13 protein-coding genes are annotated in these 16839 nt (G+C 46.2%); 8 read left to right on the top strand and 5 right to left on the bottom strand.

All coding sequences use genetic code 11. The annotated features are described in order from the left end of the window. Positions 1–86: 86 nt before the first annotated feature. From R7E38_RS20110 to R7E38_RS20095, 4 genes are all read left to right on the top strand, one after another. Complete coding sequence (locus R7E38_RS20110; protein ID WP_005379109.1) at positions 87–1640, top strand: ABC transporter substrate-binding protein; 1554 nt, start codon at positions 87–89, stop codon at positions 1638–1640. Positions 1641–1787: 147 nt separating this feature from the next. After that, positions 1788–2765, top strand: a complete 978-nt coding sequence (locus tag R7E38_RS20105) for an ABC transporter permease (protein ID WP_005379110.1) — start codon at positions 1788–1790, stop codon at positions 2763–2765. A 2-nt stretch (positions 2766–2767) separates the two neighbouring features. Next, a complete protein-coding gene (locus tag R7E38_RS20100; RefSeq protein ID WP_005384239.1) occupies positions 2768–3718 on the top strand; it encodes an ABC transporter permease in 951 nt (316 codons plus the stop codon). Positions 3719–3875: 157 nt separating this feature from the next. Further along, positions 3876–4889, top strand: coding sequence for an SPOR domain-containing protein (locus R7E38_RS20095; RefSeq protein WP_053307264.1), 1014 nt, complete (start codon positions 3876–3878; stop codon positions 4887–4889). A gap of 208 nt (positions 4890–5097) precedes the next feature. Here R7E38_RS20095 and R7E38_RS20090 read toward each other — a convergent pair whose 3' ends face one another. The 5 genes from R7E38_RS20090 to R7E38_RS20070 all read right to left on the bottom strand — a co-directional run bounded on the left by R7E38_RS20090 (position 5098) and on the right by R7E38_RS20070 (position 12665). Next, complete coding sequence (locus tag R7E38_RS20090; protein ID WP_053307265.1) at positions 5098–7419, bottom strand: hypothetical protein; 2322 nt, start codon at positions 7417–7419, stop codon at positions 5098–5100. Between the two features lie 262 nt (positions 7420–7681). Then, a complete protein-coding gene (locus R7E38_RS20085; protein WP_042523865.1) occupies positions 7682–9250 on the bottom strand; it encodes a hypothetical protein in 1569 nt (522 codons plus the stop codon). A 2-nt stretch (positions 9251–9252) separates the two neighbouring features. After that, the gene (locus R7E38_RS20080; protein ID WP_005379118.1) at positions 9253–9825 is read right to left on the bottom strand and encodes a sigma-70 family RNA polymerase sigma factor; all 573 of its coding nucleotides are present in this window, start codon (positions 9823–9825) and stop codon (positions 9253–9255) included. 2 nt (positions 9826–9827) lie between these two features. Next, complete coding sequence (locus tag R7E38_RS20075; protein WP_238852437.1) at positions 9828–11300, bottom strand: chromosome partitioning protein ParA; 1473 nt, start codon at positions 11298–11300, stop codon at positions 9828–9830. 12 nt (positions 11301–11312) lie between these two features. Further along, positions 11313–12665 (bottom strand): serine/threonine-protein kinase, encoded by a 1353-nt coding sequence (locus R7E38_RS20070; RefSeq protein WP_053349772.1) that lies wholly within the window; start codon positions 12663–12665, stop codon positions 11313–11315. 219 nt (positions 12666–12884) lie between these two features. On the opposite strand from R7E38_RS20070, the gene R7E38_RS20065 reads away from it, so the two are divergent. From R7E38_RS20065 to R7E38_RS20050, 4 genes are all read left to right on the top strand, one after another. Continuing rightward, positions 12885–13892, top strand: a complete 1008-nt coding sequence (locus tag R7E38_RS20065; RefSeq protein ID WP_017636149.1) for a substrate-binding domain-containing protein — start codon at positions 12885–12887, stop codon at positions 13890–13892. 55 nt (positions 13893–13947) lie between these two features. Beyond that, positions 13948–14883 (top strand): LysR family transcriptional regulator, encoded by a 936-nt coding sequence (locus R7E38_RS20060; protein WP_213891688.1) that lies wholly within the window; start codon positions 13948–13950, stop codon positions 14881–14883. Between the two features lie 269 nt (positions 14884–15152). Then, a complete protein-coding gene (locus R7E38_RS20055) occupies positions 15153–15557 on the top strand; it encodes an SMR family transporter (protein ID WP_005379135.1) in 405 nt (134 codons plus the stop codon). Beyond that, positions 15554–15883, top strand: a complete 330-nt coding sequence (locus R7E38_RS20050; RefSeq protein ID WP_005478614.1) for an SMR family transporter — start codon at positions 15554–15556, stop codon at positions 15881–15883. The genes R7E38_RS20055 and R7E38_RS20050 overlap by 4 nt, the downstream gene beginning before the upstream one ends. Positions 15884–16839 lie beyond the last annotated feature (956 nt).

Raw genomic sequence — 16839 nt, 5'->3', positions numbered from 1 at the left:
CAATTCGCTTGGCTAACCTTTAGTCATAACAAAGACGCAAACACAACAACAAGGGATCCGTATCCCCGCATGAAGGAGTTATGCAAATGAAAACCATGAAAAGCAAATTAGCAGTGGCGCTAATGGCTGCGGGCCTAAGCTTTAACGCAATGGCAGCAGATATCAAAGTTGGCTATGCAGCTGACCCAGTATCGCTTGACCCACATGAGCAGCTATCAGGTGGCACACTGCAAATGTCACACATGGTATTTGATCCGTTGGTTCGCTTTACTCAAAAAATGGATTTCGAGCCTCGTCTAGCAGAAAGCTGGGAACGTATTAACGATACGACTGTTCGTTTCAAACTGCGTGAAGGTGTGAAATTCCATTCTGGCAATACTCTAACGGCTGACGACGTCGTGTGGACGTTCCAGCGTTTACAAAGCTCTCCTGACTTTAAAAACATCTTCGACCCGTACGAAAAAATCGTCAAAGTTGACGACAACACGTTCGATCTTGTAACTAAAGGTCCTTACCCACTAGTGTTGCAAACCGCAACGTACATTTTCCCTATGGACAGCAAGTTCTACACGGGTAAAACCGCAGACGGCAAAGACAAGTCTGAACTAGTGAAGCACGGTAACTCATTTGCATCGACTAACGTTTCTGGCACGGGTCCGTTCATCGTGACATCACGTGAGCAGGGCGTAAAAGTGGAATTTGAACGCTTTAAAGATTACTGGGACAAAGAGTCGAAAGGTAACGTTGATAAGCTAACACTTGTTCCAATCAAAGAAGACGCGACTCGTGTAGCAGCGCTGCTTTCTGGCGGTGTTGACATGATTCACCCTGTAGCGCCAAACGACCACAAACGCGTTGAAGATGCTGATGGCATCGACCTAGTTACGCTACCTGGTACTCGTATCATCACGTTCCAACTAAACCAAAACAGCAACGAAGCATTGAAAGACGTTCGCGTTCGCCAAGCGATTGTTCACGCAATCAATAACGAAGGTATCGTGAAGAAAATCATGAAAGGCTTCGCAACGGCTGCTGGTCAGCAAAGCCCGGCAGGTTACGTGGGTCACGATGACAAACTGGTTCCTCGCTACGATTTGAAGAAAGCGAAAGAACTGATGAAAGAAGCGGGCTACGAAAACGGCCTGACGCTAACGATGATCGCACCAAACAACCGTTACGTGAACGATGCGAAAGTAGCACAAGCGGCGGCGGCAATGTTGTCTAAGATCGGTATCAAGGTTGATCTGAAGACCATGCCAAAAGCGCAGTACTGGCCTGAGTTCGACAAGTGTGCGGCAGACATGCTGATGATCGGTTGGCACTCAGATACAGAAGACTCAGCGAACTTCAACGAGTTCCTAACTATGACTCGTAACGAAGAAACCGGTCGTGGTCAGTACAACTGTGGTTACTACTCAAACCCAGAAATGGACAAAGTGGTTGAAGCTGCGAACGTAGAGACGGACCCTGCGAAACGTGCAGAAATGCTGAAGGGCGTAGAAGCGACACTATACAACGACGCAGCATTCGTACCGCTACACTGGCAAAGTGAAGCATGGGGCGCGAAGTCTAACGTGAAAGCGGCAGATATCGTTAACCCAATGGTAATGCCTTACTTCGGTGACCTAGTGGTTGAATAATCACGGTTAGTCGACTTTGAGGAGGGATGGATTTCCCTCCTCAACTTAAAGCACTCGACTCAGTTTTGTTTCAGTCGGATTGAGTTGGCTATTTAGACTGAATTTTCTCTCTAATTTAGAGATCTATGGATAGTTAAGGGGCAAGGAATGTTTTCGTTTCTGGTCAAGCGCCTGTTTCAGGCACTGATAGTGATGTTTGTGATCAGTTTGGTGGCGTTTGCCATTCAGGACAACCTGGGTGATCCGCTGCGTGAGCTTGTAGGTCAGTCGGTTTCGGAATCGGAGCGTCAAGCGCTACGCGACGACTTGGGCCTGAACGATCCCTTTATCACAAAGTACACGCGCTTTGTGGGTAATGCACTGCAAGGTGATTTGGGTACCTCATATTTTTTCAAGCGACCTGCGGTTGAGGTGATTCTCGACAAGCTGGTAGCTACATTAGAGCTCGTGTTTGGCGCGACGCTTATCATCATTGTTTTCTCTATTCCGCTTGGGGTGTACTCTGCGATTCATCCTAAGAGTGTTTTTACCAAATTTGTCATGGCGATGAGCAGTGTCGGTATCTCGATTCCGGTGTTCTTAACCGCAATCATGCTGATGTATGTCTTCTCCATAGAACTCGGTTGGTTGCCTTCCTATGGGCGAGGTGAAACCGCTAACGTACTCGGTTGGGAATCTGGCTTCTTTACCATTGATGGTATCAAGCACCTCATCCTACCTTGTATTGCGCTAGCGTCTATCATGCTGCCGTTGTTCATCCGCTTGGTGCGTTCAGAAATGCTGGAAGTTCTGAGTTCGGAATACATTAAGTTCGCCAAAGCAAAAGGTTTGAACTTACAAAAGATTTATTACCAACATGCACTTAAGAACACCATGCTACCAGTATTGACGGTAGGTGGCGTGCAGATTGGTACCATGGTGGCCTACACCATTCTTACTGAAACCGTGTTCCAATGGCCGGGCACTGGCTTCCTTTTCCTAGAGGCAATCAACCGTGTAGATACACCGCTGATCACTGCCTACGTTATCTTTGTTGGTCTGATCTTCGTGGTAACCAATACCATCGTTGACTTGCTGTACGGCATCATCAACCCAACTGTGAACCTAACTGGAAAAGGAGCTTAATCATGAGCCAATCAAATTTAACACCAGCTCCTGCTCCATCAGCGTGGCAGCGTTTCAAAGAGTCAGATTTTCTGTATTATTTCAAACGCGACAAAGTGGCGATGGCGAGTTTTACCGTCTTTATGATGTTCTTAGTATTGGCATTGGCTGCACCGATTCTTGCGCCAACAGACCCGTACGATCTGACGTCTATCGACATCATGGATTCTGAGTTGCCACCTTCGTGGATGGAAGATGGCGATGAGCGTTTTGTTCTTGGTACTGATGAGCAAGGCCGTGATATTTTATCGACCATTCTTTACGGTTCTCGTTTGTCTTTGACGATCGGCTTTTTAGCCGTCGGTCTTCAGTTGATTCTGGGTATCATCATTGGTTTGTCGGCGGGTTATTTCGGCGGCCGTATCGATAGCTTCTTGATGCGTTTTGCAGACGTACAGTTGTCGTTCTCGACCATGATGGTGGCGATCATCGTGTCAGCTATCTTCAAAGCCAGTTTTGGCAGTGATTTTTACAGCCAATATGCGGTGGTCATGCTGGTGGTGATCATCGGTGTGGCAGAATGGCCGCAATACGCACGGACTATTCGTGCCTCGGTATTGGCAGAGAAGAAGAAAGAATACGTCGAAGCGGCGCGTGTGATGGGCTTTAAAGCTCCGCGAATCATGTTCCGTCACATTCTGCCGAACTGTCTATCGCCAATCTTGGTTATCTCGACGGTACAGGTAGCGAACGCGATCATGTCGGAAGCGGCGCTGTCATTCCTAGGCTTAGGTCTGCCAGTCGATCAACCGTCTCTGGGGGCGCTAATCAGCATCGGCTTTAACTACATCTTCTCTGGTGCATGGTGGATTACTGCTTTCCCAGGCATCGTGCTAGTAACATTGGTTTTGGTTATCAACCTGTTGGGCGACTGGCTACGTGATGTATTCAACCCGAAACTGTACAAAGGATAAGAATTTTCCCACCAAGCGTTGTAAATTCGCTTAATTCCTTCCTAAACTGAGAGCCGGATGCAAATTCCGGCTCTTTTTTTGCTAGTTATTCTTTGTTCACATTTTTTTGGCGCTTTTCCGCCATGATGACCTTACCCACTAATTTAGAGTGAAGTGTATGGAAATGAAGAAGGCCCAACGCCCATCTAACGTCTTCCAAGCAAGCCTGGCTTTGGGTTTGTTGCTGGTATGCGCCCAGTTTTCTAATCCAGTTGAGGCGGAGGAGTTCCTTTGCCAAGCCACTCAAGCCAGCGAGAAAGAATTACCGATGCTTGAGAAAACGTGCCCAATTGGTAACGGAGTATGGGGAAAGAAAGTGCCGCAGGGGGGCAACTACCTTTACTGGATTCAATGCGGATTGCTACCCAAGCCTATGTCTCTCGCGAAAGCTAAGCCTCTCTATAGTAAAATCACGACTGACGTATGGATGAAGCCTGAATCCAAAGGCTATCGTTGTTTGATTGGACCTTACAAGGCATTGTCTGATGCGAGGGATGACTTACGAGGAGTCAAAACCTTGTCGAATTACAAAGAGGCGTTCATCCGCGTGGTTGGAAAAGAGAGTAAACAGTCTACGACACCATCTAAACCCGCTGTGCCGTCGAAATCAGCCGCATCTTCGGTTAAGCCAACACCGACGGTGACCCCGAAACCCGCGCCAGTTCCTGCCGTGCGAGCTGATACCGACGCCTTTAAAGCTCCGGAAGAGAAGTCAAAGACCAAGGTAAAAAATACACGTGATAATTCTTCGTCCAAGCCTGTTGCTAAGACCAAAGCGAAGCCAGTTGTGAGCGGGAATGATGACATTGAAGTTCGGTTGAGAACCTCCTTACAAGGCAAAACGTACGTGGTCCCATATTTACTCGATCACCATAATCAGTTTTACATGGAACATGGTAAGCCGTGGAACCGCCTCAACTACGAAAACTCGCACAAAGTATGTCAGCAACTGGGTATGAGCTTAGCCAACCCTGCAGAGTTTAAAGCGCTGAGGGCGTCTGGGGTGATGGAAAAAAATCAATGGCCACTGCAACTGCCGTATTGGGGCAAAGATAAGAAAGGTTTGTTCGCCGATCGTGAGCCCAATCAGCTCACCGGGACCTCATTATTGAACGTGGTGTGCGTGAAATAACGACTCAGATATTGCGGTCAAAATATAGAAGAAAGCCCCGAGTTCGGGGCTTTTTTGCGGTCTCAAATATTATCGCTATTTGAGTGGCGTTTCTTTGTGACAGTTAGAGCAGATATACACTTCTTTGATGCCGACCAATCGTTCCCAAAATGTTCTGCGTCTTCTACGCAAATGCACGCTATCACAGCAAGGGTTAACGATGGTTGCTTTAGTCATCATCACCAGGCTCCAAAATCGGTAGTGAACTCGCGATGCTTGTCATGGCTTCTTTGCTGTTAGAGTACAGACCATATTCCGGTGCGGATTCATGACCGTTTTGTTCTTTACTCCAACGAATACCAATATAAAAGTCACCAAAATCGCGGTTGATGTAACGATGACGAGTTTTGTAATCTGACTCTGAGCCTGTTTCTTCTAGAATCAGCAGTTCACGGTCTTCATCATTCTGGATTTCCCAATTACCTGGAGTTTGGAATCCTGTTGGCATGAACGAAGTGTAGTTGTAAGTATCAGTGTCGTATTCGTACGCACCTGACGAGTATTTCAGGACTGTGTCGTCGCCTGTGCCATTACTTTCTACCATCAAGTCATGCTCTAACGTGCCGTGTTTGATGTGTTCTGCAACCGAAAGTGATTCTGCAAATGGGGTATTGCTTGAGTCCATCCAGAACAGCTCATCATCTGAGATTTTAACGATCATTTGAGTGCCGTTATGCTCGGTTTTGTGCTGGTACAACATTTCATACTCGTCGCCGTAGCTGTTGTATAGCTTACCGTCTTTCAGCTCAACGTCGTTACAGTCTTTATTGTTGTATTCCGTGTAACCAGTTTGTTGGTCCAGATCGGCAAGAATGGCGTAAGCATCGTGTTCCCATGTGTCTTTTAGGAAGTCACTGATGTTCGCTTTGTACTCTTGATTCATCTCATCGTGGTTTGAACCCCAGCAGAATAGTAGGCCTTCAGAATCTTGCATCAACATGGCGTAGCCAATTTCACCATCTTTCTGTGCAAAGCTACCCATTTTCCATTCTTGACCGTTGAAGTGCTCGTGAGTGAAGCCCAAAGTCGGTACTACTGGTGGTGGCGTGACGCCTTCGATAACCGTTGGCATGCTGAGCGCAATTTGTACCGCGGTATGGCCATCTGTTGCGCTAATCGCAAGTACTGCTCCAGCTTCACCTGCTTTTGTTGGTGTGCCTTTAATGGTGATAATTGCATTACCATCCTCAGATACTGTTAGACCTTCAATGTCTACATAGTCCGCTGAGTAGTCGGTAATTTGACCGTCTTTATCTTGGAACAAACCAGAAATATCGAGTGTTTGTTCAAACACTTCACCTTGTTGTAGGTACCAACCATCAACGATGGACTGCAGACGCGCTTGTTCTGTTTCTACAACCATTGGTGGTAAGTTTGCCGATTCGATTTCGAACTGAAATACGGTGCTTACCGTACCCAAAACCTTACCTGACGAATCAATGTCTTGCGCCGTTAGAACAATCTCAAAATCACCAGCTTTCTCTACGATTGCTGTTGGATGTAGAACAATCAGGTTGCCAGTTTGCACAACTTCAATGCCTGTGCCTGCAAAGTTGTGCGTCAGTTTGGTTGTCACAAGGTTTTGGTCTTTGTCTGCAAATAGACCTTCAATGTCTAGCTCTAAGCCATCAAAGTCCACGCCTTGTACGATTTTTGGTAGTTTTTCTAGCTTATCTTTAGCTGCCTTTTCGACGATTTTGTTTACGGTTAGCTTGTTATTAACTGCCGTTTCAGGTGCTAAGGTGTCGCTGTGTGGGGTCGCGTCAGTGATGATTGGACGTAGATTTGGGTCATTGATGTTTTCGCCAGATGTAACAAGACGTTCCACTTCTTGGTTTGCCGCTTGAGCAAACTCCGTGGCTTTTTTCTCGTAATTCGTTGGGTTTTGTGCTTTCGAGTCGGTCAGAATCTGAGCGGTTTTATGTAGTTCGGCGTTTTTTGTCGCACCTTCAACAAAATCACTGTACAGATCAATTGGTGCTTCTTCTGAGCCTCCTAGCGCTTGGTTTACTTTCGCTTTCGCGTCTTCTTCACTAATGGCTGGATCCTTTGCCATTTCAATCGCCACAAGATCCGTGATAGGTGAAATCACGTTTGATGATGTTGGTGCACGGAATACGATTTCGTGCGCCATAGCTTGGCCTGGATGATCCATATCTACCGTGTATTTGCCAGCGTACTCTTTCGCATCCAAGGCGATGAGCTGTTTCTGCTTTGAACCGTTTGGTGTGATGGTCTGTAGCGCTAGAGTGCTTTCTGGTTTTGCATCCAATTTCAGTTGACCTTTCTCATCGGTCAGACCAAGGAATGTTTCTTGAGTGTCCCATTGGCCGTTGTTGTTCGTATCTTCAAAAACAACGGCATGCTTGAAGTAGCCGTCAAAACCTGTGATCACAACGCCGTCGTTAGCACTGTTTGAACCACCATCTGAACCGCCACAGCCTGTAAGAGCGATAGCCACTGACGCTGCTAGTAAACTCACCTTATTCATTATTTATTTGTCCTTGTTTCGTTTCCGAATGAGAAAGTCGCTTTTTTTATTCTTTTTTTCTTTATATCTCACTAGTGAGATATAAGAGAGTGGTGTCTTTTTAATGACTATTGAGCTTAGGTTCAAGACACGAAAATCCGCACAAAACCCGTAAAATTTATTTCTATTTTTTGTCTATGATGGAAAATTTATAATTTGATCACGGTTCCAGTTTTATTTTGGAAATGATTGTTTTGTTAAAATAACCACCTGTAAAAAAGGTTTATTGGGTGTCGCTAAGGACAGGGGCGTGATAAATCATGTTGATCTTAAATTCCTCAACGCGATCAGCGAGCTCAGGTTTTGGACGTAAAATGTAGCTATACACCTCGCCATCAAGTAGCTCGTCGTAAGGGGAATAGTTAAGATCAAACGATAACGATTGTTGTCCAGTAGCGGGGGTGCTGATGAACTCGTGGCAATCAATTTGGTAAGTCGGATCGTCTGGGTTAGGGTCTGATATGATGTCGATTTGATAGTCTCCTTGACCAGCAATGACATGGCTGTGATACCAAATGGCGACATCGCTACAATACAGGTTAGGACCATAAGTGTGTAAATTGAAATCGGATTCGATGCTTTCACCATGAGGACCAATGACTTGAGTACCATAGTGATAAATATAATTGCCAACTTCAGCAACCAGATACCCCCCACTTGGGAGAGGTAGCAAATAATCAAAAAAGGAGATTTGATGCAGATATCGTCCTGTCGGTGCATTGATGCGCTTTTCCATGGACTGCTTGTTCTTTTGCATGGTATAGCTTTCGAATTGTTTACCATCAAACACGGTGGTGAAGTAGTTCCGAGTATCTTCATGAACCTGAGATGGGTATTCTTTTTTGATGGTCCAAATTTGGCGTACACCTTGGACATAAACGATCAACGAGTCATCACTGATTTTGTACTTGCCCACTTTTTTCAAGTCTCCCTTTTCAGGACACTGGCGTTTGTTGTGTGAGGCGGCATAACTTACTTCGCCCCCCTCAAACTGAAAGGCCTCGCAATACACCACTTCATACGCGTACGCGATACCGGCAAGATTTTGTGTCGTCTCTAGGCGATAAACTACATCGCCAACTAACGGATGTTCTGTGTCATTTTGATCGGGTGTGATAACGGGTAACTCAAAGCGCGTTGTGACCCATGCATGATCGCTATTACCGTGATAATCATCGCGCGCTGCTACCGCCAAATATGTGGTGGTTTTTATTTCCTCAGGCGCTCCTTGTACCATCATTTGTCCTTGGTTGAGGACTCTTAACCCATTGGCGTTTTCAAGCCAAATCTGAGTGGTGAGGAGATCGCCATCTGGGTCTTCAAAAAGCTGGTTAAGGTTGAGCGAATAACTCACCGGAGAGTTTTGTTTCAGCTCCCAAGCATAAATAATGGTTTGTAGCTGCTGTTCCACAGTGAGGTTGATGATGGGTTTATTATTCTCTGATGGGTCCTCTTGTGGTCGGCTGTTCTTATCACCCAATGCTGACTCGTAAAACGTGTTGTCTTCTGTGGTATGAAATGGATTCGTAACAGGGCCAGGTTGTCCTAAAAGGGCGGAGTTAAATGCGTCATCTCCCGTCTTTTTAGGAGTGCGATCCAACGCAGAACCTGTCAACGCTTGCTTTACTTCAACTAAAGATGTGCGCTCATATTGACGATGTGCTTGCTGGGTTGACTTGTCGGCGTTGTCTGACGAGTCTTTCACAGATGCCAAATTGTGTTTGTTTGAAATGAAGTAAATACCGAACAAACCGACGCATACTGCGCCGATTATCCAAAGCTTTTTGTTCATGATTACGTGTGCGCCATTCGTGATTGTAGCCAACTGCGAGAGAATTTGAGGTCTTTCTCTATCAGGCTTGCGCTGCACTCGAGTAGCTCACTGATTTCTTGGTTTTTCATGCCCATTAAATACTTGAGTTTGAGTGCGCTCGATTGGCGTGGATAGCGGCTACTGAAACTATCCAGAGCTTTATCCATGATAATCAATTGCTCGAAACGATCTTCTTCATCTCTCATCAATGTAATGTGTTGACGCTTTTGTGCTTGGTGCGAGCGTGCGTTGTCGATCAAGATTTGACGCATCACTTTGGCGGCCATCAAAAAGAAATCGCGCTTTGTTTCAATTTCACTCATGTCGCAGTTGGACATTTTCAGGTAAGCATCATGAATTAATGCCGTGGTGCTGTTGACGCTGTCTGCCAGTACTTTGTTGTCGGTGCCGTACTTTTCTGCATTTCGTTCACGCTCGTGCTGGGCGATCTTACGCAACTGTAAATAAGCAAACTGATAGAGCTCGCTCTCAGCTCGTTTATCACCAGATTGCCATTGTTGAATGATTTGTGTCAGTGCTACTGCTGTTGCCATGGTTATACATCCTCGCTCACTTTGACAAATTCAGAAATGGTGTGGGTTTCAATGCGATCGGAACCGTCTTGGTTGCGCAGAACATTTTGTTGATAGCGATATAAAATGCCTTGCTCCCAAGTTGCACCAGCTGGCAAGTATTCCCAGGTGGTGTAATTGATTTCAGATGGGGTTGTTGACCAACGTACCATGACGTTCATTTGCGCGAGTTCGGCTTTGGGGGCGCTATTGTTGACCCACCACATGTCGGCAAATTCGCGGGTAACATCTTGGGTGTACAGGCTTGTATCGGTTGGGCAGGTGTCCGTATTTTGCGGCAGTCGCATGACTTGTTGATGGAGCATCAATAGGCACGATTGTGTCATGGACTGTTGGTGGTATTCGGTTTGCTGCCACACGCCGAGGTAGTCAATATCGTGTTCGCTAGTATTGGGATACGTAAACCAGAGCATTTCTGTGCGGTTATTGTGTTGGATGTTTTTTTTACGCCCGAGACCTTGTACTTTTTCCATCAATAACTCGGTGCTCGGATCAAAATTGAGGGCAACGGAGCGGTACTTCCAGTCGCCTTCATCATCGAAGTCTTCGAGAGAGAAGCCATTCAAGTCGTTGCGGGTGCACCCTGTGATTGAACAACCAACGATATTAAACCAATCCGCAAACTTGCTTATCGGTTCGACGACATCTTCCGTGATAGGGCGCTTCATCGAGAGGAAGCAGCCTTGAAAATGATCGCCAATGCTTGGGTGTTCAATCAATGAGTCTTTGGTGATAGTGAATCGAGTTTCACCAATAGGAGGACGATATTTGGGATGATGCTGATAGCGTAGATCGTAAGCACAAGCGCGGCCTTGCCAATCCTTCTTTTTGATGACGATGTTTTTGAACGTCATGTCGCGAGGTTCAAAAATGATCTCATCAGAGGAAAAGTTTTTTTCAATGTACTGCTGGCTTTCGTTTAGGTGCTCAATCGCCTCATTGACAGATACCCAATCGAGATTGAGGTAGCGTTTAGCGTCATCCAGGTAATTGAGATCAAGGCCTTTGAGCTGGCTTTGAAAGTGAGGATCAGACAGCACACGGTTTGCTAGGACAATTTCCTCACGATTCTCAGGCGTGCTGTCGAGAGAAAGCAGCAGACGCGTCATATTGATGCTGCGGCTAGGTTTGGTTGTCGCCATCGTCGGCGTCAGCACTTCTTGGCTTGATAAGGTCGTCAGCAGATAACCTTTATCATCGTTACCAAGGAAGAAGCTAATTACATCACCGGGTTGGTAATGAAATGCTCCTTGCTGAGTGACGCCAGTGATATTGGAACTGGTTTTGTAATACAGGCCAGTCACTGGGGCGTCGATAAAGTAGCCTTGCTTCAAGGTTGAAGCTGGTGGGTGTGAAGTGGCAACTGAAACGTCTGCTGCCAACGTGGACGTAGCCGTCAATGCAGACAGCCAAAATACCACTGAACGTGTATACATCTTGTTTAAGCCTTATTGGTTGGTGCTGTCCTTAGACGCACAATTTGGCTGACAACTCATTGGTGTAGTTAGGTGCTTCTCTGGCACCGGTGTCATCATCGCCAACAACATTTTTTGTTTTATATGTTTGGGGATATCTGGGTTAGAGAGTATCCGCCTTCGTGTTAACTCCATCATGGAGTTCACTGAGAGATGTTCGACATTTTGCCCCTTCGCGTGGAAGATGAGGCGAGTCATTTCGTACATCATATCTTCTGCAATCTTCTTCTCTTGTTGCAACTGGATATTCTTTTGCATCATGGCGCTGCCAAATAACACACCAGAGAGCACAATGATGCCTGACAATACCGAAGCAAGGGGACGTCGTTGTACCAAGCGAAAGGCGCTATACAATGGCCAGTTTTTTTTCTGCTCGATTGGACGGCGTTCGATAATTCGTTCGATATCAATGCGCAATGCTCGAACATTGATATATCGCATTTGAGTGGCAGGACGCGTTGCGCGTCTTATCACCCAGTAAACATCAGACCAAATTGTTGGTGATGGAAACATCAAAGCGAGAATTTTGCCTAAGGAGTACACGTCGCTTTGCTCTGTTAGAACCTGTCCTGCTTGCTGCTCTGGGCTGGCAAAATTTTGGCTAAACGCAATCAGCGCTGAGGGTGAATCTTCTCGGTTGGAGTGCGCTTTTTGAGTCAAGTTGAAGTCAAGCAGCTTGGGACGCTTGCTACGATCAATCAGTATATTTTCTGGTTTTAGATCGGCATGCAAAACCTGGTGCTGGTGGGCGTGCTCCATCGCCTGGCAGATCTGCTTAAACAACAGCAGCTTCTCCGTTTTTTCTAGCTTATTTTCAGATAGGTACTCATCCAAAGTTTGACCAAACACCCGCTCCATCACGATGTAAACCGAATCTTGATGGAGACCGCCGTCAAACACTTTCGCGATGTAAGGATGGTTTAGACGCGCGAGAAGTTGAGCTTCATCGAAGAGTGCGCGTTGCCCTAACACATTGCTCAAATTGCTTTGAATAAACTTGATAGCCAGATCTTGCTCGAACGTTTCATCTGCACGTAGAGCTGCGTATACGACACCCATGCCACCACGCCCCAACTCATGAGTTAGGCGGTACTTACTGATGATTTCTCCGCTTAGATCGACGTCTTGGTTCGTTGCCTGATGAGCACCAAAATAAAGTAACTGCGTTAGTTGTTCTTCCGGTGTCTCGTTGGCTAAAAGAGGAACGAGTTGTCGATACAGCTCAGGTTGACTTCGTTGCAATGCTTGGAGGTATTGCTGCTTTTGGGAGTCGTCCAGATCAAGCAGGTGGTAGTAAATCTGGGTTTCGCTAGAGCCTAACTGCACTGTGACTAATGTCTTATTCTTTTAGGTACGGCATTTTATAAGAACTTTGATATAAATGTCATTTATTTATTCGGTTTTGATTCACAATCCATGAAACGCAATTTGATGGCTAATGGAGTAATAACGTCATGATTTTGCGAATTATTTTCACTGAGCTTGTCGGGAGAGAGTCTATTCGTCATAATGTTACTTGTAACATTACTGATAAATCACATATTTATGGCTCAACAGAATAAGAAAACTCGTACGACATTGCAGGATGTCGCAGACCAGGTTGGCGTCACGAAGATGACCGTTTCACGCTATATGCGTAACCCTGAATCGGTGGCAGAAAAGACTCGTGCTAAGATTGCGACTGCGATTGAAGAGATGGGTTACATCGAAAACCGTGCACCGGCGATGTTGTCAAAGTCCTCCAGTAAAGCCATTGGTATTTTACTGCCGTCTTTGTCCAACCAAATTTTTGCTTCCTTTGTTCAGGGCATAGAGATGGTGACCAAAGCCAATGGCTATGAGACGCTTTTAGCGCATTTTAGCTACGATGAGCTTGAAGAAGAGCGCAAGATCGCGTCATTACTCTCTTATCAAGTCGATGGGCTTATTCTAACTGAAAGCCATCACACGCCGCGTACATTACAGATGATCAAAAATGCGGGCATTCCGGTGGTCGAAACCATGGAACTGCCATCGGAGCCGATTGATATGGCGGTTGGACTCGATCATGAAGATGCGTCGTACACCGTGGTTAAGCAGATGCTAGATACGGGGAAGCGTACAATCGTCTATTTTGGCGCGCGTCTGGATACGCGAACCAAATTGCGGATGCAAGGTTACGATCGCGCGATGACAGAAGCAGGGCTAGAACCCAAACATGTATTAACTGGTGATCATTCTAGTTTTTCTTTAGCGCATGATTTGCTCGAACGCGCACTGGAAACGCACCCAACGCTCGATGGGGTGTTCTGTACCAACGATGACATCGCAATTGGCACCATGCTGAGTGCGCAGCAACGTGGCATTCAAGTTCCACAGCAATTGGCAGTGGCGGGCTATAACGCGCTGGATATCGGTCAAACCATCAGCCCGAAACTGACCAGCGTTGATACGCCGCGTTTCCAAATTGGTGTAAAGAGCGCAGAGCTATTAATTGCGCGCCTGAAAGGCGAAACACAAGAAGAAAAAGTCTTCGATATGGGTTATCAGATCACGTCGGGAGAGAGTGTTTAACTAATTGTTAACTGCTCTTTGTATTCGCTCATCAATGGTATTGGTAGGTTAGGGTATGGCACATCAGCTGGATGCATTGGATCTCAACTTAATGCGTTTATTAAAAGCTGTGGTGGAAAACCGCAGCATCAAGCTGGCCGCAATGCAGCTTGGCATTTCTCAACCGAGCGCCAGCCGCGGCGTGATGAAGTTGAAGCAAGTGTTTGATGACCCGCTTTTTGTGCGTAAAGCACATGGGGTAGAGCCATCACCCATGGCGATTCGTCTCGCCGCCGAGTTCGACAATATGGTTGCACCACTGGAAAAAGTGGTGCAAGAATTTGAAGTGTTCGACCCACTGCAATACCAAGGGCAGATTGCGATTGTAACTGACCCTTATTTGATGGATGAGCAAGGGCAGCGACTGCTCACTGGTTGTCATCGAGCCTTTCCCAAAGCGCACTTTGCCTTTTCCAGCTGGAATACTTACTCGCACGATGAAATGTTAGAAGGCGAGCACGATTACTGCATTCTTGACCAAGAGACCGAGCTGTCGAAAGACATTTACATGCGCCCGTTATTCGTTGAAAAACGAGTGATTTTGGCGCGCAAAAACCACCCAACGTTGTCGAAAGTCAGCAATGATTGGGACACGGTGTCCAAACTACCACTTGTCTCTTTGCCTGCGCCCGCGTCATATAAACCGCTTTGTACCGTGGAGTCCGAGTATCGACGCATGGGTTATGAGCCAGTAGTGTTACTGAAGTCCTATAATTTGCGTTTGGCTTGCCAAATGTTGCAAGAAACCGACGCGATTATGTATGCCAGTCAAAGCTCGGCATTGTTGATGCCAGAACTCGCCTCTTACGCAATGCCACCCGTTAATCGTGAGTTTAGCCAGTTTGTTGTCTCTGGCGGTTTCCTTCAAACCAACCGCAACCATCCTTTGCACAGACACCTACATAAAGTGGTGCGACAAACCCTCAATACGCCGCTGATTTTTACGAAATGACGTCACCTTATGGCATCGGCTGAATGAGAGAGTAGATGCTTTAACCTTATCAATATTGTGTGATTACATAGACAACCTACTTCTTAAGATATTCAAAAATGAATATCTCAATTACCTGTCTCTTTTTCCTACCCAGCGCTAATCTTATCTCAAATAGTCAGGAGAAGTGGCTCATTTTTATCTTTTTAACTTTTTGAATGTCGATACAGGTACGCGACATTCACCATTCTCCGTTATGCATTTTTTTAATTTCTGATGGAGGATTAATCATGCTAGTTGCACGTCTATTTTTATTGCTCGCTATCGTTGCCGAAGTGGCTGGCACAAGCACTATGTCTCTTATCGGACAAGGGCACGGGTGGTGGGGCTACATCGTAATGTATGTGCTGATCGCAATCTCTTACTACTTTCTCGCGTTTGCCGCGAAGAAAATATCTATCGGTGTGGCATACGCTGTCTGGGAAGGGTTGGGTATCTCGTTGATCACCGTGGTGTCGATCATCGCCTTTGATGCCAACTTAAACCATCAAGAGTTGTTTGGTTTGATGTTAGCCGTTGTTGGCATTGTGTGTGTGACCTTAGGGGAATCACATGGTCAACCTAACGCTAAGAAAAACGCCGATAAACCGGCAAAAGAACGTTCATTTTCTACTAGTACAAGGTGCGAATCATGAGTCAATTTTTTACGATGTCATTTGGATTTGTCGTGATGGCTGCCTTGGTCGATATCATGGCCAATATGGCGCTGACACGCTCAAAAGGTTTTAAATATAAAGGCTGGGGCATTGCGGCGATTGTGTTGGTACTGACAGCATTCACGCTGTTGGCACAAGCGGTGAAAGAGATCGACTTAGCCATTGCTTATGCCTCTTGGGGTGCGATCGGTATCTTGGGTACCGCAGTGGGTGGAGCCTTGCTGTTTAAGCAGAAACTCAAGCCAATCGGCTGGTTTGGTATCTTTGTGGTGATTGCTGCCGTCGTAGTGATGAAGACCGCTTGATGTAATTTACTGAATGCTAGATATCGTCATTCTGAGCAGCAAGAGACGAGCAAGGTTCCTGATCTCGCTTAGGCTCGTCGGAATGACGGATTCATTCGTTTAAAAAGAACCGAGGCCAATCCTAAAGCTTGCCATTCTGAACTGCGAGGGACGGTCGTGATTCAGAATCTACCAACAAAAAGTGCTGTAGCAGAGGGGTTTTCTCTGGCTTCACAGCACGTTGATAGTAGATTCCTGATCTCGCTTAGGCTCGTCGGAATGACGGATTCATTTTTTTAGAAAGAACTGAGGCTAATCCCAAAGCTCGTCATTCTGAACAGCGAAGGACGAGCAAGATTCAGAATCTACCAACAAAAAGTGCTGTAGCAGAGGGGATTTTCTCTGGCTTCACAGCACGTTGATATTAGATTCCTGATCTCGCCTAGGCTCGTCGGAATGACGGATTCATTCGTTTTTAGAAAGAGCGGTGGCCAATCTCAAAGCTCGTCATTCTGAACAGCGAGGGACGAGTGTGATTCAGAATCTACCAACAAAAAGTGCTGTGGTAGAGGGGTTTTCTCTGGCTTCACAGCACGCTGATATTAAATTCCTGATCTCGCCTAGGCTCGTCGGAATGACGGACTCATTCATTTTTAAAAAGAACCGAGGCCAATCTCAAAACTCGTCATTCTGAACAGCGAAGGACGAGCAAGAGTCAGAATCTACCAACAAAAAGTGCTGTGGCAGAGGAGTTTTCTCTGGCTTCACAGCATTTTGCTATTAGGTTCCTGATCTCGCCTAGGCTCGTCGGAATGACGGATTCATTTTTTTAGAAAGAGCAGTGACCAATCCTAAAGCTTGTCATTCTGAACAGCGAAGGACGAGCAAGATTCAGAATCTACCAACAAAAAGTGCTGTATTAGAGGGGATTTTCTCTGGCTTCACAGCACGTTGATATTAGATTCCTGATCTCGCCT

The organism is Vibrio sp. Vb2131, assembly GCF_033338535.1.
Lineage (GTDB): Bacteria > Pseudomonadota > Gammaproteobacteria > Enterobacterales > Vibrionaceae > Vibrio > Vibrio alginolyticus.
The sequence above is the reverse complement of the archived record's forward strand: the minus strand, read 5'-3'. Positions and strand labels throughout refer to the sequence as shown.

Excerpts from the sequence above, each read along its gene's own strand:
- R7E38_RS20110 (WP_005379109.1), top strand. The coding sequence starts at position 87 with ATGAAAACCATGAAAAGCAAATTAGCAGTGGCGCTAATGGCTGCGGGC.
- R7E38_RS20090 (WP_053307265.1), bottom strand. The coding sequence starts at position 7,419 with ATGAATAAGGTGAGTTTACTAGCAGCGTCAGTGGCTATCGCTCTTACA.
- R7E38_RS20075 (WP_238852437.1), bottom strand. The coding sequence starts at position 11,300 with ATGTATACACGTTCAGTGGTATTTTGGCTGTCTGCATTGACGGCTACG.
- R7E38_RS20065 (WP_017636149.1), top strand. The coding sequence starts at position 12,885 with ATGGCTCAACAGAATAAGAAAACTCGTACGACATTGCAGGATGTCGCA.
- R7E38_RS20100 (WP_005384239.1), top strand. The coding sequence starts at position 2,768 with ATGAGCCAATCAAATTTAACACCAGCTCCTGCTCCATCAGCGTGGCAG.
- R7E38_RS20085 (WP_042523865.1), bottom strand. The coding sequence starts at position 9,250 with ATGAACAAAAAGCTTTGGATAATCGGCGCAGTATGCGTCGGTTTGTTC.
- R7E38_RS20105 (WP_005379110.1), top strand. The coding sequence starts at position 1,788 with ATGTTTTCGTTTCTGGTCAAGCGCCTGTTTCAGGCACTGATAGTGATG.
- R7E38_RS20050 (WP_005478614.1), top strand. The coding sequence starts at position 15,554 with ATGAGTCAATTTTTTACGATGTCATTTGGATTTGTCGTGATGGCTGCC.
- R7E38_RS20080 (WP_005379118.1), bottom strand. The coding sequence starts at position 9,825 with ATGGCAACAGCAGTAGCACTGACACAAATCATTCAACAATGGCAATCT.
- R7E38_RS20055 (WP_005379135.1), top strand. The coding sequence starts at position 15,153 with ATGCTAGTTGCACGTCTATTTTTATTGCTCGCTATCGTTGCCGAAGTG.
- R7E38_RS20060 (WP_213891688.1), top strand. The coding sequence starts at position 13,948 with ATGGCACATCAGCTGGATGCATTGGATCTCAACTTAATGCGTTTATTA.
- R7E38_RS20095 (WP_053307264.1), top strand. The coding sequence starts at position 3,876 with ATGGAAATGAAGAAGGCCCAACGCCCATCTAACGTCTTCCAAGCAAGC.